Here is a 23,052-nt window from a genome sequence, read left to right as displayed (position 1 = left end):
ACCGCAAAAGAAATAAGATACCTTCCTTTTGCGGTCTGTTCACTTTACATATTTCTTCTATACTGGCCGCCCACTTCATAGAGAGCTTTCGTAATTTGGCCAAGACTTGCGACTTGCACACAATCCATTAGCTCTGCAAAAATATTGCCGCCGCTAATAGCTGTTTGTTTCAGTTTCTGTAATGCCACTTCCGTTTGATCTTGATGTTTTTGCTGGAAGTGACGTAAATTTGTAATTTGTAGTTCTTTCTCTTCGATGGTTGCTCTGGCAATTTCCATATTGTCGATGTCCTCTTCAGATGGAGGGTTTGGATTCAAGTATGTGTTCACGCCAATAATCGGCAATTCACCTGTATGTTTCAGCATTTCATAATGCATCGACTCTTCTTGAATCTTTCCGCGCTGATATTGCGTTTCCATCGCACCAAGTACGCCGCCGCGATCATTAATGCGATCAAATTCTTGCAACACTGCTTCCTCCACTAAGTCTGTCAACTCTTCGGCAATAAATGAGCCTTGCAGCGGATTTTCATTTTTTGATAATCCGTGCTCATTCGTAATAATTAATTGAATCGCCATCGCCCGGCGGACAGATTCTTCTGTCGGTGTCGTGATCGCTTCATCGTAGGCATTCGTATGGAGCGAGTTACAGTTATCTTGTAGCGCCATTAACGCTTGTAAAGTTGTGCGAATATCATTAAAGTCGATTTCCTGTGCATGGAGCGAACGTCCAGATGTTTGCACATGATACTTTAATTTTTGAGAGCGTTCATTCGCACCGTACTTCTCTCTCATCGTGACCGCCCAAATCCGGCGGGCTACACGGCCAATAACCGTATACTCCGGATCTAAACCATTGGAGAAGAAGAAAGATAAGTTAGGTGCAAAATCATCGATAGCCATGCCGCGGCTTAAATAATATTCGACATACGTAAATCCATTCGCGAGCGTAAAGGCCAACTGAGAAATTGGATTCGCTCCCGCTTCAGCAATATGATAACCAGAGATCGACACAGAGTAATAATTACGCACCGATTGATCAATGAAATATTGCTGAATATCTCCCATGAGGCGCAAGGCAAACTCTGTAGAAAAAATACATGTGTTTTGTCCTTGATCTTCTTTTAAAATATCGGCTTGCACTGTTCCACGCACCGTTTTCAGCGTTTGCGAACGAACATCAGCGAACTCTTCGACCGTCAGTGTTCGGCCAAGTTCTTCTTCTTTAGCTCGCACTTGCTGATCAATTGCTGTATTCATAAACATTGCCAAAATAATTGGTGCCGGCCCGTTAATCGTCATCGATACAGAGGTAGACGGATGGCAAAGGTCAAAGCCTTGGTACAGCTTTTTCATATCATCTAAAGTACAAACGTTCACGCCGCTCTCGCCAATCTTACCGAAAATATCTGGGCGGTAATCCGGATCCTCTCCGTACAATGTTACCGAGTCAAAGGCTGTACTTAAACGCTTCGCTGTATCATCTTTTGATAAGTAGTGGAAGCGGCGATTCGTTCTTTCCGGCGTTCCTTCTCCCGCAAACTGACGCTTCGGATCTTCCCCTTTTCGTTTAAACGGAAACACGCCTGCTGTGTAAGGGAAAGAACCCGGCACATTTTCGCGGTACACCCAGCGGAGAATTTCCCCGTAATCAGCGAATTTCGGCAACGATACTTTCGGAATCGGCAGACCGGACAAGCTAGTCGTCGTTAGCTCCGTGACAATTTCTTTATCGCGAACCTTTGTGACAAGCTTTTCACCCGCATATTTTTCACGCAACTCCTGCCAGCCGCGAAGAATATGTTTCGACTCTGCTGTTAACTGATCCTCAAGCGATGCTTTTAACGCTTCTAGCGAACGAAGAACTTCTTCATTTTTTTCTTTTGCCTTTACTTCTTCAATCGCTCCTTCTAACTGGAACAATCGACGAGCGATGTTTACTTGTTCGTCCGCCCGTTTATGATAACCGCGCACCGTTTCTGTGATTTCGCGCAAGTAGTAACGGCGCTCGTTTGGAATAATCACGTTTTGCTTCTCGACATTCGCTTTTTTGCTAAAAGAAGCAGCCCAGTCTTTTCCTGTTTTCTCATTAATTGTTTCCACTAAAGCCGCAAATAAGGCATTTGTTCCTTGATCATTAAACTGGCTCGCAATCGTTCCATACACCGGCATCTCATCAAGTGGCTTGTCAAATAGATTGCGGCTGCGCTGATACTGCTTTTGGACTTGCCGCTTCGCATCTTCCGAACCTTTTCTTTCAAATTTATTGATGACAATTAAATCAGCAAAGTCGATCATATCAATTTTTTCCAACTGCGATGGCGCTCCAAATTCACTTGTCATCACATACATCGATACATCAGAAATATCAGCGATCTCGGCATCCCCTTGACCGATCCCGCTTGTTTCAACGATGATTAAATCATATTGTGCCGCTTGGACGACTTTAATCGCATCTTTAATCGCCAATGATAGCTCAGTGCGAGAGTTTCTTGTCGCCAAGCTGCGCATAAATACGCGCTGATTGAAGATGGCATTCATGCGAATTCGGTCACCGAGCAACGCGCCACCCGTTTTTTGCTTTGTTGGGTCGATGGATAAGACGGCTACTTTTTTATCTGGAATTTCATTTAAAAAACGGCGAATCAACTCATCGGTCAGCGAGCTTTTTCCTGCGCCTCCTGTGCCGGTAATCCCAACAACAGGCGCATGTCCTCCCATCGATTCAATCCGTTCAAAAATTTCTTTCGCTTGTGCTTGTTTCTCCTCATCCGCATCAATCTGATCTTCAGCAAGCGAAATCAACTTTGAAACAACTGGAATATCACCATGTAACAGCTGATCAAGCTCCTCTTTCACCGAGCTTGTAACGGTGGAATAATCACATTCCTCGAGCATCCGGTTAATCATGCCTTGCAAGCCATATTGGCGGCCATCCTCCGGAGAGAAGATGCGGGCAATCCCATAGTCATGAAGCTCCTTAATTTCTTTAGGAATGATGACGCCTCCTCCACCTCCGTAAATGCGGATATGCGAACATCCTCTTTCCTTCAGCAAGTCATACACGTATTTAAAATATTCAACATGTCCCCCTTGATAAGAAGAGATCGCAATCCCTTGTACATCCTCTTGAATAGCAGCGTTCACAATCTCTTCCACAGAACGATTATGTCCGAGATGAATGACTTCCGCTCCGCTAGATTGCAAGATTCGGCGCATAATATTAATTGAGGCATCATGCCCATCAAAAAGACTAGACGCTGTCACAAAACGAATATGATGTTTAGGCTTGTAAATCTCCATTGTTTGACCCATGCTACTTCCCCCTTAGCTTTTTGTTTTGTATCCATTAATACCGGAAAAAAGCAACTCCGTCTGTAAGTGAATGTAGTCATCAAGTGTAAAAGAATTTCTTAAACTCCAGCGACGGAACCCCCACATTTGTCCTTGTACGAAAATATTTTGAGCCAGCATATGAATCGTCCGCTCATCCATATCCAATGCCTTTGTTTCGACACAGCGGCGAATCAATGTTTCAAACATGCTGACCATGTCCATTTCCTTTTTCAATACATATGGCAGTGCATCCTTTGAAAGTGATTTCGCTTCCTGGTACATTACAAGCACTTCATCCTGCATATCGTCCATGACTTTAAAATAATAACCGATCCCCAACTTTAAACTATCGAGTGTTCCTGCTTCTAAATCAATTCGTTGCAGACGATCTTTTACCTGGTCATAAATACTGTCACATACAAGATAAAGAACATCCTCTTTTGTTCGGATATATTCATATAAAGTACCGATGCTAAACCCCGATGCTTTCGCAATCTCTCTCGTTGTTGTCCGATGAAAGCCTTTTTGTTTAAAAAGATTGACCGCCCCTTTGATCATTTCGGCCCGTCTTTTTTGAATTAACTGTTCATCTTTGACAGATGCATAGACTGGTCGTTTATTTGCATCCATTTTTATCAACCGCCTTTATTTGAACATACAGATAGCAAGGAGGAAAAGCAGACGAGAGGATTGAATGCCCCTCCTCTGCTCCTGTCTTATAGCTAAATTTTTGTTTCTTTGGTTTTTTGAAAGCTCTTTTCAATTTTACAGCCAGTTTTACTTTTCTTATTTTGTCACCATTCTTGAAATGACTAGGCGCTGGATTTCTTGTGTGCCTTCGTAAATTTGCGTGATTTTAGCATCGCGCATGAATCGTTCAACTGGATAATCTTTTGTGTAACCGTAGCCACCGAAAATTTGAACGGCTTCTGTTGTGACTTTCATTGCTGTGTCACCAGCCATTAATTTGGACATAGCGGATTCTTTTCCGTATGGTAGTCCTTTAGATTCTAGCCAAGCAGCTTGGTATGTCAGCAAACGTGAGGCTTCTACCGCTGTTGCCATATCTGCAATTTTAAATGAAATGCCTTGGTTGGCAACGATCGGTTTGCCAAATTGTTTACGCTCTTTCGCGTACTCGATCGAAGCATCTAACGCACCTTGAGCAATTCCTACTGCTTGAGCAGCAATTCCGTTACGACCACCATCTAACGTCATCATCGCGACTTTAAAGCCATCTCCTACTTCGCCTAACACATTTTCTTTCGGCACACGGCAGTCTTCAAAAATAATTTCAGTAGTAGGTGATGAACGAATACCCAGTTTCTTTTCTTTTTTGCCCACGGAGAAGCCTGGGAAGTCTTTTTCTACGATAAAGGCTGTTGTACCGCGGTGTTTGGATTCTGGATCTGTTAACGCAAACACAATATAGATGTCAGCAATGCCACCATTTGTGATGAAAATTTTAGATCCATTTAAAATATAATCATCACCGTCTAAACGAGCGGTTGTTTTCATGCCGCCTGCATCAGATCCTGAACCTGGTTCTGTTAATCCGTATGCACCGATTTTTTCCCCTTGTGCCATCGGTTTTAAATATTTTTGTTTTTGTTCTTCTGTACCAAATTTGTAGACAGGCCAACCCGCTAAAGATGTATGAGCAGATAATGTTACACCTGTTGAAGCGCAGACGCGTGATAACTCTTCCACAGCGATACAATAAGCTAAATAGTCGCTGCCGATACCGCCGTATTCTTCTGGCCACGGAATGCCTGTTAAGCCAAGTTCCGCCATTTTTTGAAACAGTTCTATATCAAAACGTTCTTCTTCATCGCGTTCAGCTGCTGTCGGTTCCACTTCATTTTTTGCAAAGTCCCGTACCATCTTGCGAATCATTTCATGTTCTTCTGTTAATTGAAAGTTCATCTCATTTCTCCATCCCTTTTTATTTATTTAATGAGCTGCTTACTAATAACAAGCTTTTGAATTTCGCTAGTACCTTCGTAAATTTCTGTGACTTTCGCATCTCTGAAATAACGTTCCACGGCATACTCTTTCGTATATCCATAGCCTCCGTGCACTTGAACAGCTTCAATGGAGACATCCACTGCTGTTTTTGAGGCAAATAATTTAGCCATTGAAGCTTCTTTTCCACAAGGGAGTCCTTGAGTACGTAAATTAGCCGCACGATACACAAGTAGTTTCGCTGCTTCTACACTCGTTGCCATATCTGCTAATTTAAAAGCAAGCCCTTGCTGAGCAGCAATCGGTTTGCCAAATTGTTTACGTTCCTTTGAATAGTTGGTCGCTTCTTGTAAGGCTGCCTCAGCGATCCCCAACGACTGAGCAGCAATACCAATCCGGCCAACATCAAGGTTTGCCATGGCAATTTTAAACCCTTCTCCTTCTTGACCGAGGAGATTCGCAGCGGGCACTTGCATATCTTCAAATGTCAATTGCACCGTGCGCGAGCCATGAAGACCCATTTTATGTTCGTCCTTGCCGATCACAAGCCCCGGCGTATCTTTTTCAACGATGAACGCTGAAACCCCTTTGCTTCCCAATTCAGGATTAGTAGAAGCAAAGACAATATATGTATCTGCTTCTCCTCCATTTGTGATAAACACTTTTGAGCCGTTAATAATATATTGATCCCCTTGTTTGACCGCTCTCGTTTTCAAGCTAGCTGCATCTGAACCCGCGCTAGGCTCAGTTAAGCAAAATGCTCCTAAATATTCTCCCGCTGCTAGTTTAGGCACATATTTTCTCTTTTGCTCTTCCGTTCCGAAATAAAGAATCGGGTTCGTTCCGACCGATGTATGAACGGATAAAATCACCCCAACTGTCGCGCTAACTTTAGACAATTCATGAATGGCGATAATGTAGGAAGTGAAATCCATTTCACTTCCGCCGTACTCTTCTGGAATCGTGATGCCCATTAATCCTAATTCGGCCATTTTATTTAAGATTTCGCGCGGGAATTCCCCTTCTTCCATGCGCTCAATCCACGGAGTAATTTCGGTCTCCGCAAAATCTCTCACCATTTTTCGCATCATTTCTTGCTCTTCTGTAAAACGCAATTCCATGATTGATTCCCCCTGTTGTTAGTAAGTGTTACTCGTAGCTATAAAATCCGCGGCCTGATTTCTTGCCGAGCCAGCCTGCTTTCACGTATTTTCTAAGCAATGGACATGGGCGGTATTTATCATCACCGAAGCCATCATGTAGGATTTCCATAATAGAAAGACATGTGTCAAGACCGATAAAGTCCGCTAGTGTCAGCGGTCCCATCGGATGATTCATGCCGAGCTTCATCACTTCATCAATGGCTTCTTTCGTTGCAACCCCTTCATACAACGTGTAAATCGCTTCATTGATCATCGGCATGAGGATACGGTTAGAGACAAAACCTGGAAAATCATTTACTTCTACAGGTACTTTGCCAAGTGTATGCGTCATGTTTTCAATCGTTTTATACACTTCATCCGCTGTCGCTAAACCGCGAATAATTTCGACTAGCTTCATCACAGGCACTGGGTTCATAAAGTGCATGCCAATCACTTGTTCCGGGCGATCTGTAGCTGCCGCAATTTCCGTAATGGGCAAAGAGGATGTGTTCGAAGCAAGAATCGCATGATCCGGAGCGATTTCATCTAGCTGAGCGAAAATATTGCGTTTAATCTCCATATTTTCAACAGCTGCTTCAATCACTAAATCTACATTTTTCGCATCTTGTAAATCAGTAGATTGGACGATTCGGCTCAATACTTCCTCTTTTTCTCCTGCTGTCATTCGCTCTTTTTCTACTTGACGCGAAAGATTTTTGTTAATGACCCCTAAGCCGCGCTCTACGTACTCTTCTTTTAAATCATTCAGAATGACTTCATAGCCTGCCTGCGCACAAACTTGCGCAATTCCTGACCCCATTTGTCCAGCACCAATGACCATTACCTTTTTGACTTTCATCATTTCCCCTCCATATTTTCCTCAATTGTTCGAAATAAACTTACCCTTGTACTTCAATCATAATGGCATCGCCTTGTCCACCGCCGCTACAAATAGACGCGATTCCAATGCCGCCACCTCTGCGCTTTAATTCATAGGCAAGGGTTAAAATAATCCTCGCACCGCTTGCGCCAATCGGATGACCAAGAGCGACGGCACCTCCATTGACATTTACTTTTTCAGGATCTAAATTAGCAATTTTGCCACTTGCTAAAGCAACAGCCGCAAACGCTTCATTGATTTCAAACAAATCGATTTCTTCTAAAGAGCGGCCTGTCTTTTTCAGTAGCTCATTAATGACTAAACCCGGTGTTTGTGGAAAATCTTTTGCTTCTACCGCTACTTCCGCATGACCAATCACTGTGGCAAGTGGTGTTTTCCCTTCTTGCTTTGCTCGTTCTTCGCTCATGAGTACAAGGGCAGCTGCTCCATCATTAATGCCAGGTGCATTTCCTGCTGTAATGGTTCCTTCTTTCCCGAAAGCTGGGCGTAACTTCGCTAGCGTTTCTTTCGTAGTGTCTTTACGCGGCGCCTCGTCTTGAGAAATGGTAATTGGCTCTCCTTTTCTCTGCGGCACTTGCACAGCAACAATTTCTTCTGCTAGTTTGCCAGATTCAATCGCTACGATGGCTTTTTCATGACTTCGTAGTGCCCACTCATCCTGCTCTTCACGAGAAAGATCAAATTCTTCCGCTGTGCTATTTCCGTATGTCCCCATATGCACACCAGTAAAACTGCAAGACAATCCGTCAGAGATCATTAAGTCCACTAATGGCGCATCGCCCATGCGCAGACCCCAGCGTCCTTTTGGTAAAGCATACGGCGCGTTAGACATTGATTCCATTCCGCCAGCCACAATAATTTCTTCATCGCCAGCACGAATAATTTGATCAGCTAATGTCACGCTGCGCAGCCCAGATGCACACACTTTATTAATTGTTTCGGTCTTCACTTCCCAAGGAATTCCTGCTTCTCTCGCCGCCTGTCTAGATGGAATCTGGCCTTGTCCTGCTTGAAGAACATTTCCAAAAATCACTTCATCTACTTGATCAGGCTGAACACCTGCTCGATTCAATGCTTCCTTAATCGCAATTCCACCAAGCTGAGAAGCGGTTAGTGAACTCAACCCTCCACCAAATTTCCCAAAAGGTGTTCTTGCCCCATCAATAATTACTGTTTTTGTCATGCTTTTTCCTCCTTCAAGTTCGGATAAGTAACCGTTTTCACCCTTGACTGAACGCTCGCTCGAAACAAAACCAAAAGGAAAGAGACACAAACACTTTCCTGTCTCTCTACAACTCTCTTACCCTTATTTTAAGACAAAACACTATAAAATCAAACAACAATAAAGAAAATTCTAAAAAATTTTACAAAAGAAAAGCGGATGGCGCTGTTCAGCGACGTATGGACTGGAACGAGCCGCATGAGATAAAGGAAACACGGTGAACGATAGTGAACCGATGTTGACTTATCGCAAGGAGGATCGTGGAAGTCCACTAGTCACTAGCGCCTGGAGCTAGACAAGAAAAGCGGAGCCGACTGTTTAGACACGACAAGCAAATGACAGAATGGCGAAATGGCGTACTTCAGCCATGCAGTCAGGCTGGCATTTGACTCGAGTGTCTAGGAGGCGCAGCTAGACAAGAAAAGCGGATAGCGCTGTCGCATAGGAGTTGACTCCTATGCGACAGACACTTTATCCTCTATTGCTTTTGTGGTTCTTCTGTAGAAGCCATTTCTGCGATGACAACAGCTTCTTGCTCTTCTTGATGTTCCACTTCGGATGGCGTTCCGGTTTCTTCCGGTTCTTCTTCTGGTGTCGAAGCTGCCTTTTGCGGACCGAAAATCGCTTTTTCTAAAAGCTCGGCCACATCATAAGTAGCCACCTTGTCTTCTACTTCCTTCGCTTTCGTTCCGTCAGACAACATCGTCAAGCAATATGGGCAACCTGAGCTGATGACAGATGGACTGCAAGCTAAGGCTTGTTCCGTACGAGCGACGTTAATGCGGTGGCCTGTATCTTCTTCCATCCACATTAATCCTCCGCCGGCACCACAGCACATACCTGTTTCGCGGCGGCGTTCCATTTCAACAAGCTTTACGCCAGGAATCGCTTTTAAAATTTCACGTGGCGGATCGTACACCTCGTTGTAGCGTCCTAAATAACAAGAATCGTGGAAAGTGATCGTCTCGTTCACTTCATACTGCGGCTTGAGTCGGCCTTCGTTAACGAGTTGGGCCAGCAATTCCGTATGATGATACACTTCCGCGGTAAAGCCTAATTCTGGATACTCATTTTTGAAAATATTGTACGCATGCGGATCAATAGTGACGATCTTCTTCACTTCATTTTTCTCAAACTCCGCAATGTTAGCTGTCGCCAGCTCTTGGAATAAAAATTCATTTCCAAGTCGGCGAGGGGTATCCCCTGAGTTCTTCTCTTTATTTCCTAAAATCGCAAATTTCACATTGGCTTCGTTTAATAACTTGGCAAATGCAAGAGTGATTTTTTGACTGCGATTATCAAATGCTCCCATCGAACCAACCCAAAGCAAGTATTCAAACTCTTCCCCTGCTTTTTTCATTTCTCTAACGGTCGGTACATGAACATCATCGCGAAGATCGCGCCAATTCTCTTTTTCTTTACGGTTGAGCCCCCAAGGGTTTCCTTGACGCTCAATGCTTTGCATCGCACGCTGAGCTTCCGGATCCATTTTTCCTTCAGTTAACACAAGGTAGCGGCGCAAATCAATAATTTTATCGACATGCTCATTCATCACTGGACATTGATCTTCACAGTTACGGCATGTAGTACAAGCCCAGATTTCCTCTTCCGTGATAACGTCGCCAATTAGGCTCGGATTGTAAATCTCAGCAGCAACTTCTGCTCCGCCGCCTTTTGCTGCGCTGGCCATCGCTAACTGATTTCCCTTCGTGCCAGCAAAAGAAAAGGATGGTACCCACGGCTGCTTGGAGGTGACGGCTGCACCTGTCATCGTTAAGTGATCACGCATTTTCACAATTAGATCCATTGGCGAAAGCATTTTTCCTGTACCTGTGGCTGGACACATATTCGTACAGCGCCCGCACTCTACACAAGCATAAAAGTCAATCATCTGCAGTTGACTAAAGTCTTGAATCTTCCCTACCCCAAATGATTCTTGAGACTCATCCTCAAAGTCAATTGGCTTCAATGTACCGGCTTTCTCTAAACGATGAAAATAAACATTCACCGGCCCAGCAATTAAGTGGGCATGTTTAGATTGTGGCACATAAACTAAGAAAGTAAGCAATACAAGTAAGTGAACCCACCACATCACATAGAAAATAGCAACAGCAGCTGTTTTTCCAATGCCGGCCATAGCGACAGCCACAGCGGAGGCAATCGGTTCAGCGACTGTCCAATGAACATTTGCCCCTTCATGCCAAATTAAATCCATTCCATTTCCAATAAGAACAGATAACATAAGCGAGCCAATAAAAATTAAAACAAGTCCATTTTTCCAGCCGCGCTTTAAACGGACAAGCTTTTCAATATAGCGACGGTGGAATGCCCAAACAACTGCCACCAAAATGACTAATGTAACAATCTCTTGGAAAAACTTAAATCCATCATATAATGGACCAAGCGGCAAATGAGCTCCTGGCACAATCCCTTTAATAATGAAATCGATGGCGCCAAGCTGAACAAGCAAGAAACCATAGAAAAACATGACATGAATAATCCCGCTTTTCTTGTCCTTCAAAAGCTTCTTTTGGCCGAATACATTGACCCAAATGTTATTTAAGCGCTCTTTCACATCGTTGTTAAATTCTTCTTTCTTACCTAATTGAATGTACTCGTAACGCGTTTTCAATAAATAAACGAATAAATAAGCACCGTAAGCGATTACAAGTACTGTAGCCAGCAAGTTGATCCACAGCAAACCATTCATTGTTCCCCACGCACTCCTTTCCAAGATGACAACATCTTTTCCCCCTTTAATCAAACAAAAGCAAACATAAAAAATTTTCAGAATGTTTCTACCTCTATTATATTATGAATGAGCATTCAGTCAACCAATTATTTTTACTTTTTTAAAAAAATTGCTGGAAATGATTTTTTCTTGGTTTTGGAGATACTACTTAAGAAAAGGAGATGGGTGGCTGATGTGGTTTATTTTTTGTCTTTTTTTGTTATTCATTTTCATCTTCGCTGATCTTTATTTCGGCGAAAGAAAAGCAAGGAACCAGCCCTTTCACAAAAGTTATCCAGAACGAAAGGGCTCTATTGATTTTTTCAGCAGCGGACCAGTATTTTTCGATCAGCTGTTCACAGATATCAAGAAGGCTAAACAACGAGTCGCTTGTCTTTTTTATATTGTCAAAGACGACGAATGCAGCCAAGCATTTTTTGCTTTATTAAAAGAAAAAGCTAAAAATGGCGTCGAAGTTTATTTATTAATGGATTGGCTTGGCAGTCATAAAGTCAAAACTCCCATGATTAACGATTTAAAACAAGCAGGCATTCATGTTGATTTTTCTTGCAAACCTCGGCTGCCTTTTTTACTCTTTTCGATACAGCGGCGCAATCACCGTAAAATTACCGTCATTGATGACAACATCGGTTACCTTGGCGGTTTCAATGTGGGACGTGAGTATATGAATCAAAGTGAAAAGCCCGCATTGAAACCGTGGCGAGATTATCATTTGCGCTTCACAGGAGCGGCTGTTCAAGATTTAGAAAGTGAGTTTCTAGATGATTGGAATCAGGAAAAACGCCCCTTTGTGCAGCCTATATGTCGAGAAAGTGACTATGAGGAAGGAATCACACACACCATTTTACCTTGTAAAAATGGTGTGTTGACAGAACAGCTAGCCTCATTGATCGCCGCAACGGAACAGTCTATCTTTATCGGTTCTCCCTATTTTATTCCTTCTAAGCCTGTCTTTCAGCAATTGATCGCTGCGCTGGAGCGGGGAGTAACCGTGACCGTTTTACTTCCGGCTCATGCGGATCATCCGCTCGTTAAACAGGCCGCCTATCCGTACTTACGAAAGATGCTTTATTATCCAAATGCCCATGTTCATTTATTTAATAAAGGATTTTACCACGCGAAAATGATTATATTTGATAACCGTGTTTGTGACATCGGAACAGCTAACTTCGATCAGCGCAGCCAGCTCATCAATTGGGAGTGTAACTGTTTAATCGATGGCCCTCTATTTATGAACAGCATTGAACCGGTGATTCAAAAAGATATTTTAAACAGTGAAACACTTACGCTAGATGGTCTTACCCATTTATCTATTCAGGAACGGATAAAAGAACAAATCGCCAAAGTCGTACGCAAATATTTATAAATCAAAAAAAGCCTGCAGATGAGATGTCTGCAAGCTTTTTTGATTACATTTTTTCTGGCGCGGATACACCAATTAATTGTAGAGCATTTTTCAATGTGATTTGTACGGCTTTGATTAAAGATAAGCGCGCTTCGGATAACGCTTGGTTGTTTGGATCAAGCACTTTTTCCGCGTTGTAGAAACTGTGGAACGCAGCTGCTAGTTCTTGCGTATAATTTGCAATACGATGCGGAATGCGTTTTTCTGCTGCTTCTGCCACCACTTGTGGGAAGTCGCCTATTTTCTTCAACAAGTCGATTTCTTTTTCAGCACCTAAAAGGGACAAGTCAGCATTTGGATTGACGTTCATTCCTTGCTCTTCCCCTTGGCGCAAAATGCTGCTAATACGTGCATGAGCGTATTGCGCGTAGTACACAGGGTTTTCGTTTGATTGAGACACAGCTAAGTCTAAATCAAAATCCATATGCGTATCGCCACTTCTCATCGCAAAGAAATAGCGTACCGCGTCAAGACCAACTTCTTCGACTAGTTCACGCATCGTCACCGCTTTTCCTGTCCGTTTACTCATTTTCATTTTTTCACCGTTTTTATATAAGTGAACGAGCTGAATAACTTCTACTTCTAAATTCTCTTTGTCGTACCCAAGCGCTTCTACAGCGGCTTTCATACGAGGAATATAGCCGTGATGGTCCGCTCCCCAAATGTTGATAACTTTCTCATGGCCGCGTTCAAATTTATCTTTATGATAAGCGATGTCTGGTGTTAAGTATGTGTATGTGCCATCGTTTTTCACAAGAACGCGGTCTTTATCATCACCGAATGTCGTTGAACGGAACCATACCGCTCCACCTTCTTCAAAAATATGACCTTTTTCGCGCAGAGCAGCCAGCGCCTCATCAATTTTGCCATTTTCGTAAAGCGATGTTTCAGAATACCAAACATCAAAATCAACGCGGAAGTTTTCTAAGTCTTTTTTCAGCTTTTCCATTTCATATTTCAAGCCATATTCTCTAAATGCTTGGTAGCGCTCTTCTTCTGGCATAGAGACAAACTTATCGCCATATTCTTCCGCTAACCGTTGGCCGATCCCCACGATATCTTGGCCATGGTAGCCGTCTTCTGGCATTTCTTTCTCTTGGCCTAACGCTTGGAAATAACGCGCCTCTACCGAAAGAGCTAAATTGTGAATTTGGTTGCCGGCATCATTAATATAATACTCTCTTGTCACATCGTATCCTGCTTTTTTAAGGACATTACATAATGAATCCCCTACTGCGGCCCCACGAGCATGTCCTAAATGAAGGTCTCCTGTCGGGTTCGCAGATACAAATTCTACTTGCACCTTTTGGCCGCCTCCAGCATTGGTCTCACCGTACTTATCGCCTTCTTTGAGCACAACCGGCACTAAATCCGTTAAATATTGATTGTTCATGTAAAAATTGATAAAGCCGGGACCCGCAATTTCAATTTTTTCAATCGATGCTTTTGTTTGATCAAAGTGCGCAATGATGTCCTCGGCAATCGCACGAGGAGCCTTCTTGGCTATACGTGCTAGCTGCATCGCCATATTCGTTGAGTAATCCCCATGTGCTTTTTCCTTTGGCGTTTCCAAAATGACTGCTGGAATCTCTTCTTCTTGTGCTAAGCCAGCCTTGATCACAGCCGCTTTCACTTCGGACTTTAACTCTTCTTGTACCTTTTCTGCAATGTTCATCTTAAATGTGTCCTCCTTTTAGGGTCAGACCCCTTGAAATGTAATATTCATTTTGTATTGACCAACTGGCGACCCTTGCATAAGCAAGTTGTAGCTTAATGCGAGGGTCCCTTGTACTGTTTGTTGTGTATATGTACAGTTGTGGGTTAATGTCTTTGTTTGTGTGTTGAGCAGCAATGTACCATATGGGCTGTCGTGCGAACCATTTCGCTGTTCATTTAAAGAGAAAGGAAGCCGCATTTTGACAGCACCGCTGCGCAAAATTAATGCTTCATTATCAGAGAACTTAACGACCGTATGAACCGTTCCTTCTTCTTGAACTTCATCGTATTTTAAAAAGAATCCATTACTTTTCTCATGAAACTCACCGGATAAGGTAAGCTCATATGTCTCTTGTTCACCATCGATCTCGATGCTTGTATTTAAACAAATATTCACAGGAATATGTGCTTGCTGATTCATCGTCAAGCGTTTCACATCCTTCGTTTTTTCACTGTTATAACTTATTAAGTATAAAAATCTTTAGCTAAAAATGCAATGTACGATCCATGAATTTTCAGTCCTACGAAAAAATCCCCCAGCAAGCTAGGGGAAGATGTCATTATTTCTTATTTTCTACTGCCCAGCCAAGCATCATTTCGCGAATCAGCTTCGAAGCGGTGTTCGCTGTTTGCTCAGATGGATCATAAATTGGTGCTACTTCTACTAAATCGCCGCCCACAACATTTACTTCTGAACGAGCAATCGCATGGATCGAAGCGAGCAATTCTTTTGATGTGATCCCACCGCAATCCACTGTGCCTGTTCCTGGGGCATGAGCTGGATCTAACACGTCAATATCAATCGTTACATATACTGGACGGCCAGCCAATGTTGGTAAAATTTCTTTCAACGGCTCCAGCACTTCAAACTTAGAAATGTGCATGCCGTTTTCTTTGGCCCATTGGAATTCTTCTTTCATGCCTGAACGAATACCAAATGAATAAACATTCGAAGGGCCAATCAATTCAGCAATTTTGCGAATTGGTGTGGAGTGAGAAAGCGGCTCACCCTCGTACTCTGTGCGCAAATCCGTATGGGCATCCATATGAATAATCGCTAAATCGGGATATTTTTTCGCCACTGCCTTCATCACTGGCCATGACACTAAATGCTCACCGCCCATTCCAAGCGGAAACTTGCCATCAGCCAGTAAACCATCAATGTAATCTTCAATTAAATCCAAGCTTTTTTGCGCATTTCCAAACGGTAATGGAATATCGCCTGCATCAAAATACTTCAACTCTTCCATTTCGATATCTAAATACGGGCTATATTCCTCTAAACCGATCGATACTTCACGAATACGACTCGGGCCAAAACGAGAGCCCGGACGATAACTAACCGTCCAATCCATCGGCATGCCATATAACACAACGCTGCTTTCTTCATAGTTTGGATGACTGCCAATAAATACATTACCTGAATACGCTTCATCAAAACGCATAACGATCCCACCTTTGGATGTAAAAAATTTAGCTGTTGAAAGATCTAACCGGTTCTTTGACTTTCCAACTTAATTAGTCTCTTAAATGAAGAGGCCCTGCTCGCAGGACCTCTTTCGATATTACTCTGTCATGTCTTTTACGAATTTCGGTAAGACGAAAGCCGCTTTGTGTAGCTCTTTCGTATAGTATTTCGTCTCGATTTCATGGAAGCGATCTTCGCTTACTTCAAGCGGATCATATTTTTTCGAGCCGATGGTAAATGTCCACATGCCACTTGGATAGGTTGGAATGTTCGCTGTATACAGGCGCGTGATCGGGAAAATTTCTTTTACGTCACGTTGCACTTCGCGAATTAAGTCCGCTTTAAACCAAGGATTGTCTGTTTGAGCAACAAAAATACCATCTTCTTTTAACGCTTTGGAAATCCCCGCATAGAAGCCTTTTGTGAAAAGGTTCGCTGCTGGACCTACTGGCTCTGTCGAATCTACCATGATTACGTCATATTCATTTTCGCTTTGGGCGATGTGCATAAAGCCATCATCTACTTGAACATCAACACGCTCGTTGTCCAGCTCCCCCGCAATTTCCGGTAAAAACTTCTTAGAGAATTCAATGACTTTACCGTCAATATCCACAAGAGTTGCTTTTTTCACACTTGGGTGTTTTAGCACTTCACGGATGACGCCACCATCTCCGCCGCCTACAACAAGAACGTTTTCTGGGTTTGGATGTGTAAATAAAGGAACGTGTGCTACCATTTCATGATAAACAAACTCATCCTTTTGAGAAGTCATGACCATGCCATCTAAAAATAACATGTTGCCCCATTCTTCTGTTTCTGCCATTTCAAGGTATTGAAAATCTGTTTGCTCCGTATGAAGCGTCTTCTTAATCTTCATTGTGATACCAAAATTTTCGGTTTGCTTCTCTGTATACCAAAGTCCACCCATTCGTTCCTCTTCCTTTCTGCTAGAGAGTTATCTATTCACTATTTTTAAAGCGCGGACAAGCAGGCCGCCCTTGCTAAATCAATCTTAGTCAAGGCTTCATTTCGCCTTTTTTCCACAAAAAAAGTATAGTGGAATCTTGCAAAAATTCAAGAGAATTTTATGTTTAAAAACTAGTTTTTTTTTTCATACTGAAAGATACCTATTCTAAATAAGGCAGGTGATTATATGAAAATCACACCCCTGTCACGATCTCACCAACTAATTAAGTGGGTACGAGCCAGTTTATTTCTCAGCTTTTTTGCCATTCTAGCTTTATTGTTGCTCTTTGGCGGCGGTTATATGTATATCAAAATTTTAGGTGAACCACAAGTTGCCGTCCCGCAGTCTACTTTATATTTTGCAGCAAATGGCGACGTGATTGGTGAAAGCCATGCTGGTGAAAAAAGATACTGGATACCTCTTGATGAAGTATCCCCTTTTTTACTGCAATCTACTCTTGCGATTGAAGATAAAAAATTTTATGAACATAGCGGATTTGATTTTAAGCGCATAGGCGGTGCGATTATCGCTGATTTAAAGGCCATGTCAAAGGTGCAAGGGGCAAGCACGATTACCCAGCAATATGCCCGTAATTTATATTTGTCTCATGATAAAACATGGAAGCGAAAATTAGCAGAAGCCGCTTACACCGCCCGATTAGAATTGAATTTTTCGAAAGAAGAGATTTTAGAGGGGTATGTGAATACGATTTACTATGGACATGGAGCCTATGGAGTGGAATCCGCAAGTCAATTTTATTTCGGAAAAAAAGCGAGTGAGTTAACATTGGCAGAAGCAAGCATGCTCGCTGGAATTCCAAAAGGCCCCTCTATCTACTCTCCTGTCCAGTCCATGGAGAACGCCAAAAAAAGGCAAGGCGTCATTTTACAAGAGCTTGTAAGGGATGGAGTCATTACTGAACAGGAAAAACAGCGGGCAGCAAGCGAACCCATTCAGTTAGTCGCTAAACATCCCCACACCGATGTGGAACAAGCCCCCTACTTTCGTCATGCCGTTCAAAGAGTATTAGCTTCTGAGCTTCACCTTGATGAACAAACGATCGCTCTCGGTGGCTTACGCGTCTATACAACGCTGAACCCAAAGCATCAAAAGATAGCCGAACAAGCCATTCAAAGGGTCATTCCAAAAGATTCGAACATTCAGCCCGCATTCATATCAATTTCACCGAAAACCCATTACGTCACGGCTCTCGCCGGAGGAAAAGACTTCCAAGAAAGTTCATATAATCGAGCCGTTCAAGCGATTCGGCAGCCTGGTTCAACCTTTAAGCCTTTTTTATATTACGCAGCGTTAGAAAATGGCTTTACGCCAGCGACCATGTTAACAAGTGAAACGACTTCCTTTCGTTTTGACAATGGACGAAGTGTTTATAAACCGAGCAATTTTAATCATCAATATGCGGATAAAAAAATAACAATGGCTCAAGCTTTAGCGGTGTCAGATAATATTTACGCCGTGAAAACACATCTTTTTTTAAAGCCGCAAACACTGATTAAAACGGCCGAAAAATTAGGGATCTCCACCTCTTTGCATCCGGTTCCCTCCCTCGCTCTTGGGACTTCTGGTGTGCGCGTGCTCGATATGGTCAACGCCTATGCCACAATTGCTAATGGCGGACAATACGAAAAACCCGTTTTCATCACACGAGTAGAAAATGCGCAGGGAGAGGTCATTTACGAACATCAAGCGAATGGTGAAAAACGACTAGATAAAAGGAATACAGCTGTGTTAACGCAGATGATGACAGGGATGTTTGATGAGAGTCTAAATAGCCGCGCTCACGTGACTGGTGCCTCCATTGCACCCAAAATGACAAGAGCTTACGCTGGAAAATCAGGCTCTACCAACACCGACTATTGGATGATTGGCTTCACCCCTCAGCTAACAGCCGGCGTGTGGACTGGATATGACGATGGACGGAAAATTACCGCCGCTGATGATCAATCATTAGCGAAAAAAATATGGATTCATTTTATGGAAGAAGCCCATAAAGGAAAAAAAGCTAAGAAATTTTCCAAACCTAAAGGAGTTGTCGCTGTCAACGTAAATCCGGAGAATGGAAAAATTGCTAGTCCATATTGTCCAACGACGCGTGAAATGTATTTTGTGAAAGGAACTGAGCCTGAAGAATATTGCACAGAGCATTTACCTAAGAAAAAGAAACAGAAAGAACCGAAAGAAAGCTGGTTCGATAAGTTGTTTCCTTTTTAACATTATTATATGTAAAAAACCTCGGGTGTGCGGCCCGAGGCTTTTTATTGTCCTAGCTTATGCAATTTATGCATTAGCTTTATTGTACTTTTTTTGCTAATATTCGGCAAGGTGTGAATCGTGAATTCAAAAAAAATCTTCACATTTTAGACAAAATTCATGAATTTTCACTCAGCTAACTGTTCCTTTAATTGCGGAGAGGACAACTCCCACATATCGGCATTATGATGTTGCAAAAATTGTTTTAACACTTTTTTAGATGGCGCATCCATATGATCGACCATAATATGGCCTTTTAACGATTTATCCATGCGGTTCACATGTTCAGGGAGTGATTTATAACCGCGGCGCGCTTCGCGATTGACCGTTAGCTCACAAGCAGTTACACCTGTATAAAATGGACCTTCTGCTCCTCGATCCACCGTTACCCATACGAGCCAAAACGGCTTAGCGCCTTCAGGTACTTCTTCTTTATTTGGCAAAAACTTAATGCCCTTCTCGACTGCACTGCGGGCATGCATCGCGCCGATATCAATAAATGCTTCTCCTTCTTCTACATCGATAAAGACAGGTGAGACATTTTCAAGACTAAGCGCCCCTTTACCAAACCCTTTATGACCATCCATCGGGTCATTTTTAATAATGTTAAAACCTACTTTTTTCTTGTTTTCCATCTAGAAACGCTCCTTTCTATCAACTAAAAATTGAAAAGATCATCGCAAAGCCTTGCAGCAAGGCAGGCAGCACTGTATTAAAAATTGGCTGAATCACCCATTGATTCAGTGGTGTAATGACAATAATCAAGAAAATTAATACGCCATATTGCTCATATTGGGTTAACTTCACTCTTGTCGCTGACGGCACTAAATCCTCGATAATTCGATAGCCATCGAGCGGCGGAAACGGCAGCAAATTAAATACAAATAACACTAAATTGAGCCAAACCATCATCTGCAGCAAGTCGACGAAAAACGGCGGAAGACCCGCTGGCACTAAGAAAAACATCAATCCAAAAGCAAGTAACGCAATGATAAAATTGCTGAGCGGGCCAGCAAATGACACTAAAATACTTGCAAGACGAGGATTTTGGAAATTACGACGATTCACAGGTACTGGACGTGCCCAACCAAACCCTGCAATTAAAATGAAAAGCGTACCGATCGGATCAAGATGTGACACAGGATTCAATGTCAGCCGCCCCTGCTCCTTTGCCGTGTCATCGCCAAACTTATACGCTACAAATGCATGAGCGAATTCATGAAATGTAAAAGCGGCCACTAGCGCAATGACAACAAACGGCATTTCTTCTAATGAAAAGGCTAAAAAACGCTCCAAATGATAAACCCCTTTTTTAAGTAATCATTCTTATTGTAACTGATGTCACACATCTATTTCTATTATTTCCTTTTCTGCAATATTGCCTAATCATATAAAAAAAGCGTACAATTTAATCGAATCTACATAAAAAGGAGAGAAACAACATGCCATATGTAACAGTTAAAATGCTTGAAGGCCGCACAGAAGATCAGAAAAAAGCGCTAGCAGAAAAAGTCACAGCCGCTGTCAGCGAAACAACAGGTGCTCCAGCTGAAAAAATCGTTGTCTTCATCGAAGAAATGACAAAAAACCACTACGCCGTAGCCGGAAAAAGACTAAGCGACGAAGAGTAGAAAAGCGGAGCCGACTGTTTAGACACGACAAGCAAATGACAGAATGACTGAATGGCGCTCTTCAGCCATTCAGTCAGGCTGGCATTTGACTCGAGTGTCTAGGAGGCGCAGCTGGACAACACGAAAAGCGGAAGGCACCGTTTAGCGACGTATGGACTGGAGCCAGCCGTATGAGATAAAGGAAACACGATGAACGACAGTGAATCGATGTTGACTTATCGTAAAAATAGAAAAAACTCGCCCCGGCGAGTTTTTTTCATTGTAACGTCTTTAGTTTTTTAATATAGGCATACGCGTCATCAATTTCTTCCTCGGTGTAGCGCTGCTTGCTTTTAAGTGTAAAGATTTTTTCTGATACTTCCTCACGTGTTAAACTGTCGAAATAGAGAACGGTGGAGACAAGTTCAAGAAAGCGAGCCGATTGGCCGTTCATCTCTGTGATGATTTCTGTCAAGCGAGGCATGTCCACATCGGCATGCTTTAAAAACGTCTCGCCTTCTTCTGTCGTGGTATAGCGGTATTGGTAGTAACCACCTTTTTTCTCGCGCACTTCATCGATAAACCCCATGTTGCAGAGCTCTTCTACACGCAACGTTAGCTCCTCTGAATAAGGACCATAAAAGTGAAATTCAAACTTTTCCTGAAAAGGAAAGGAAATCTTCTTTGCAATATAAATCATCTTTTGCAACTTTTTTCGCCCAATCACTTCTCCACAGGCCGCAAACGCCCCCATTAATTTCGCATGTTGTTTTAACACAATTTACTCAACTCCCACTTTATCTTCCCAGTGTTAAATTTCCAAAATTGACCGAATCTGTTTTTTTATATTTCGTCTCGATGATTGATCATAGAGCCTACCTGCAGGAAAATACAGTTTATGGTCTGTTCGTCTTTTTCCTGAAATCGCATCAACAATATCTGACTCACGCGATAATTCACGAAGCTCTTCGTTTTTCATTAATAAATAAATCGGCAACCGTTCTTCCTCTTCTCCCGGCCGGTAAAAATCATATGGTAAATCAGATGAAGAATCATACACTAAATAATATTCCGGATCGATGCCCGCTTTCTTGAATAATGCCTCTAACTCGCTATGTTTGCGGTACTCCTTCGCCGGATCAAACTCGATATACTTAAATAAATCCCGGTTCACGAAACGGCGGCACAAGTCACTTAAAATCGAATCTTCTTCCTCTTGCCACACTTGAAAGTAGTAGAGCATCACCGCTTCATCAAGCTTTAAATAGTCATGAAGGGCATATTGCTCATTAAAAATCGAATAAAAATGCAATGGCTTGTACGTAAAGGCATATTCTTTTCGATGAAGCTCTTTCGCTCGGTGCAAAATTTTGGTCAACAGCACCTCCGCGCTTCTTGTGACGGGATGAAAATACACTTGCCAATACATTTGATAGCGGCTCATAATATAATCTTCGACCGCATGCATCCCACTTTGTTTAATGACAACTTGATCTTCTCGCGGACGCATCACCCGCAAAATTCGTTCCATATCAAAATGCCCATAACTGACTCCGGTAAAATAAGCATCACGCTGCAAATAATCCATGCGATCGGCATCAATTTGACTGGAGATTAAACTCACGACGAGCTTATTCTCAGACGTTTTTCCAATGACTTCGGCTACTTTTTTCGGAAACTGCTGATCTACCCTTGTCAATATAGCATTGACTTCGGTATCTCCGAGAATGATCATTTTGGTAAACTCTTCATGGTCGAGCCCGAACACCTTTTCAAAGGAATGAGAAAAAGGCCCATGCCCCACATCATGAAGCAAAGCAGCACACAAAGACAGTAAACGATCCTCTACATTCCACTCTTTGCGGCCCGCAAACACATCATCCACAATGCGGCGAACGATTTCGTACACGCCTAAGGAATGATTAAAACGACTATGCTCCGCTCCGTGAAAAGTCAAATATGTCGTGCCTAACTGTCGGATTCGGCGCAAACGCTGAAATTCCTTCGTTCCAATTAAGTCCCAAATAACCATATCTCGTACATGAACATACCGGTGAACAGGGTCTTTAAACACTTTCTCTTCTTGTAACTTTCGCTTTGAATATTCCATCATATACCCCCATTCGTGCTTTATCATACTTCCATTATAACGAATTTTGGCATATTTATCGGAATAAACAACCATACAAATCATTCTTTTCCTAAAAAAGTGAAGAATCTACAGGGCTATTGCATATAGTAATAGGGAAAACAACAGATAAAGAATTTCGCTGATCAGGTGACTCTCAACTAAAAAAT

At 42.5% G+C, this 23,052-nt stretch carries 17 protein-coding genes and 1 pseudogene; 3 read left to right on the top strand and 15 right to left on the bottom strand.

The window, feature by feature from the left end:
• Positions 1-44: 44 nt before the first annotated feature.
• The 7 genes from icmF to IRB43_RS10710 all read right to left on the bottom strand — a co-directional run bounded on the left by icmF (position 45) and on the right by IRB43_RS10710 (position 11,275).
• Complete coding sequence (gene icmF / locus IRB43_RS10740) at positions 45-3,314, bottom strand: fused isobutyryl-CoA mutase/GTPase IcmF (RefSeq protein ID WP_238941949.1); 3,270 nt, start codon at positions 3,312-3,314, stop codon at positions 45-47.
• 12 nt (positions 3,315-3,326) lie between these two features.
• The gene (locus IRB43_RS10735) at positions 3,327-3,965 is read right to left on the bottom strand and encodes a TetR/AcrR family transcriptional regulator (RefSeq protein ID WP_203363476.1); all 639 of its coding nucleotides are present in this window, start codon (positions 3,963-3,965) and stop codon (positions 3,327-3,329) included.
• A gap of 156 nt (positions 3,966-4,121) precedes the next feature.
• Entirely contained in the window at positions 4,122-5,261 is a 1,140-nt protein-coding gene (locus tag IRB43_RS10730) for an acyl-CoA dehydrogenase (RefSeq protein WP_203363475.1), read from the bottom strand.
• 23 nt (positions 5,262-5,284) lie between these two features.
• Complete coding sequence (locus tag IRB43_RS10725) at positions 5,285-6,421, bottom strand: acyl-CoA dehydrogenase (protein ID WP_203363474.1); 1,137 nt, start codon at positions 6,419-6,421, stop codon at positions 5,285-5,287.
• A 28-nt stretch (positions 6,422-6,449) separates the two neighbouring features.
• Positions 6,450-7,301 carry a 3-hydroxybutyryl-CoA dehydrogenase gene (locus IRB43_RS10720; protein WP_203363540.1) on the bottom strand — a complete coding sequence of 284 codons (852 nt, stop codon included), beginning with the start codon at positions 7,299-7,301 and terminating at the stop codon, positions 6,450-6,452.
• A 40-nt stretch (positions 7,302-7,341) separates the two neighbouring features.
• Positions 7,342-8,526: an acetyl-CoA C-acetyltransferase gene (locus IRB43_RS10715; protein ID WP_203363473.1), complete on the bottom strand. Its 1,185-nt coding sequence runs from the start codon at positions 8,524-8,526 to the stop codon at positions 7,342-7,344.
• 517 nt (positions 8,527-9,043) lie between these two features.
• Positions 9,044-11,275: a (Fe-S)-binding protein gene (locus tag IRB43_RS10710; RefSeq protein WP_203363472.1), complete on the bottom strand. Its 2,232-nt coding sequence runs from the start codon at positions 11,273-11,275 to the stop codon at positions 9,044-9,046.
• Positions 11,276-11,489: 214 nt separating this feature from the next.
• On the opposite strand from IRB43_RS10710, the gene IRB43_RS10705 reads away from it, so the two are divergent.
• Complete coding sequence (locus tag IRB43_RS10705; RefSeq protein WP_203363471.1) at positions 11,490-12,683, top strand: phospholipase D-like domain-containing protein; 1,194 nt, start codon at positions 11,490-11,492, stop codon at positions 12,681-12,683.
• Between the two features lie 43 nt (positions 12,684-12,726).
• Here the strand turns inward: IRB43_RS10705 and argS are convergent, their stop codons facing one another.
• The 4 genes from argS to speE form a co-directional block, all read right to left on the bottom strand.
• On the bottom strand, positions 12,727-14,397 hold the full coding sequence (gene argS / locus IRB43_RS10700) for an arginine--tRNA ligase (RefSeq protein ID WP_203363470.1): 1,671 nt from the start codon (positions 14,395-14,397) through the stop codon (positions 12,727-12,729).
• 24 nt (positions 14,398-14,421) lie between these two features.
• On the bottom strand, positions 14,422-14,859 hold the full coding sequence (locus IRB43_RS10695) for a YwiB family protein (RefSeq protein WP_203363469.1): 438 nt from the start codon (positions 14,857-14,859) through the stop codon (positions 14,422-14,424).
• Positions 14,860-14,998: 139 nt separating this feature from the next.
• Positions 14,999-15,883 carry an agmatinase gene (gene speB / locus IRB43_RS10690; RefSeq protein ID WP_203363468.1) on the bottom strand — a complete coding sequence of 295 codons (885 nt, stop codon included), beginning with the start codon at positions 15,881-15,883 and terminating at the stop codon, positions 14,999-15,001.
• 120 nt (positions 15,884-16,003) lie between these two features.
• Positions 16,004-16,834, bottom strand: a complete 831-nt coding sequence (gene speE / locus IRB43_RS10685) for a spermidine synthase (protein WP_203363467.1) — start codon at positions 16,832-16,834, stop codon at positions 16,004-16,006.
• Positions 16,835-17,059: 225 nt separating this feature from the next.
• On the opposite strand from speE, the gene IRB43_RS10680 reads away from it, so the two are divergent.
• Positions 17,060-19,105 carry a transglycosylase domain-containing protein gene (locus IRB43_RS10680; protein WP_203363466.1) on the top strand — a complete coding sequence of 682 codons (2,046 nt, stop codon included), beginning with the start codon at positions 17,060-17,062 and terminating at the stop codon, positions 19,103-19,105.
• 167 nt (positions 19,106-19,272) lie between these two features.
• Here IRB43_RS10680 and IRB43_RS10675 read toward each other — a convergent pair whose 3' ends face one another.
• The gene (locus IRB43_RS10675) at positions 19,273-19,779 is read right to left on the bottom strand and encodes a YwhD family protein (RefSeq protein WP_203363465.1); all 507 of its coding nucleotides are present in this window, start codon (positions 19,777-19,779) and stop codon (positions 19,273-19,275) included.
• 19 nt (positions 19,780-19,798) lie between these two features.
• A complete protein-coding gene (locus tag IRB43_RS10670; RefSeq protein WP_203363464.1) occupies positions 19,799-20,440 on the bottom strand; it encodes a site-2 protease family protein in 642 nt (213 codons plus the stop codon).
• Positions 20,441-20,574: 134 nt separating this feature from the next.
• Here IRB43_RS10670 and IRB43_RS10665 point away from each other — a divergent pair.
• Positions 20,575-20,775: pseudogene (locus IRB43_RS10665) on the top strand (2-hydroxymuconate tautomerase); the annotation flags it as partial.
• Positions 20,776-21,031: 256 nt separating this feature from the next.
• Here IRB43_RS10665 and IRB43_RS10660 read toward each other — a convergent pair.
• Together IRB43_RS10660 and IRB43_RS10655 are read right to left on the bottom strand one after the other, a co-directional pair.
• Positions 21,032-21,532 carry a YwgA family protein gene (locus tag IRB43_RS10660; protein WP_203363463.1) on the bottom strand — a complete coding sequence of 167 codons (501 nt, stop codon included), beginning with the start codon at positions 21,530-21,532 and terminating at the stop codon, positions 21,032-21,034.
• Between the two features lie 33 nt (positions 21,533-21,565).
• The gene (locus IRB43_RS10655) at positions 21,566-22,864 is read right to left on the bottom strand and encodes an HD domain-containing protein (RefSeq protein WP_203363462.1); all 1,299 of its coding nucleotides are present in this window, start codon (positions 22,862-22,864) and stop codon (positions 21,566-21,568) included.
• Positions 22,865-23,052: the final 188 nt, after the last annotated feature.

Source organism: Bacillus sp. REN10 (assembly GCF_016820555.1).
Lineage (GTDB): Bacteria > Bacillota > Bacilli > Bacillales > Domibacillaceae > Bacillus_CE.
The sequence above is the reverse complement of the archived record's forward strand: the minus strand, read 5'-3'. Positions and strand labels throughout refer to the sequence as shown.

Excerpts from the sequence above, each read along its gene's own strand:
- IRB43_RS10680 (WP_203363466.1), top strand. The coding sequence starts at position 17,060 with ATGAAAATCACACCCCTGTCACGATCTCACCAACTAATTAAGTGGGTA.
- IRB43_RS10655 (WP_203363462.1), bottom strand. The coding sequence starts at position 22,864 with ATGGAATATTCAAAGCGAAAGTTACAAGAAGAGAAAGTGTTTAAAGAC.
- IRB43_RS10730 (WP_203363475.1), bottom strand. The coding sequence starts at position 5,261 with ATGAACTTTCAATTAACAGAAGAACATGAAATGATTCGCAAGATGGTA.
- IRB43_RS10720 (WP_203363540.1), bottom strand. The coding sequence starts at position 7,301 with ATGAAAGTCAAAAAGGTAATGGTCATTGGTGCTGGACAAATGGGGTCA.
- speB (WP_203363468.1), bottom strand. The coding sequence starts at position 15,883 with ATGCGTTTTGATGAAGCGTATTCAGGTAATGTATTTATTGGCAGTCAT.
- IRB43_RS10695 (WP_203363469.1), bottom strand. The coding sequence starts at position 14,859 with ATGAATCAGCAAGCACATATTCCTGTGAATATTTGTTTAAATACAAGC.
- IRB43_RS10705 (WP_203363471.1), top strand. The coding sequence starts at position 11,490 with ATGTGGTTTATTTTTTGTCTTTTTTTGTTATTCATTTTCATCTTCGCT.
- IRB43_RS10710 (WP_203363472.1), bottom strand. The coding sequence starts at position 11,275 with ATGAATGGTTTGCTGTGGATCAACTTGCTGGCTACAGTACTTGTAATC.
- IRB43_RS10675 (WP_203363465.1), bottom strand. The coding sequence starts at position 19,779 with ATGGAAAACAAGAAAAAAGTAGGTTTTAACATTATTAAAAATGACCCG.
- icmF (WP_238941949.1), bottom strand. The coding sequence starts at position 3,314 with ATGGGTCAAACAATGGAGATTTACAAGCCTAAACATCATATTCGTTTT.
- IRB43_RS10735 (WP_203363476.1), bottom strand. The coding sequence starts at position 3,965 with ATGGATGCAAATAAACGACCAGTCTATGCATCTGTCAAAGATGAACAG.
- speE (WP_203363467.1), bottom strand. The coding sequence starts at position 16,834 with ATGGGTGGACTTTGGTATACAGAGAAGCAAACCGAAAATTTTGGTATC.
- argS (WP_203363470.1), bottom strand. The coding sequence starts at position 14,397 with ATGAACATTGCAGAAAAGGTACAAGAAGAGTTAAAGTCCGAAGTGAAA.
- IRB43_RS10715 (WP_203363473.1), bottom strand. The coding sequence starts at position 8,526 with ATGACAAAAACAGTAATTATTGATGGGGCAAGAACACCTTTTGGGAAA.
- IRB43_RS10725 (WP_203363474.1), bottom strand. The coding sequence starts at position 6,421 with ATGGAATTGCGTTTTACAGAAGAGCAAGAAATGATGCGAAAAATGGTG.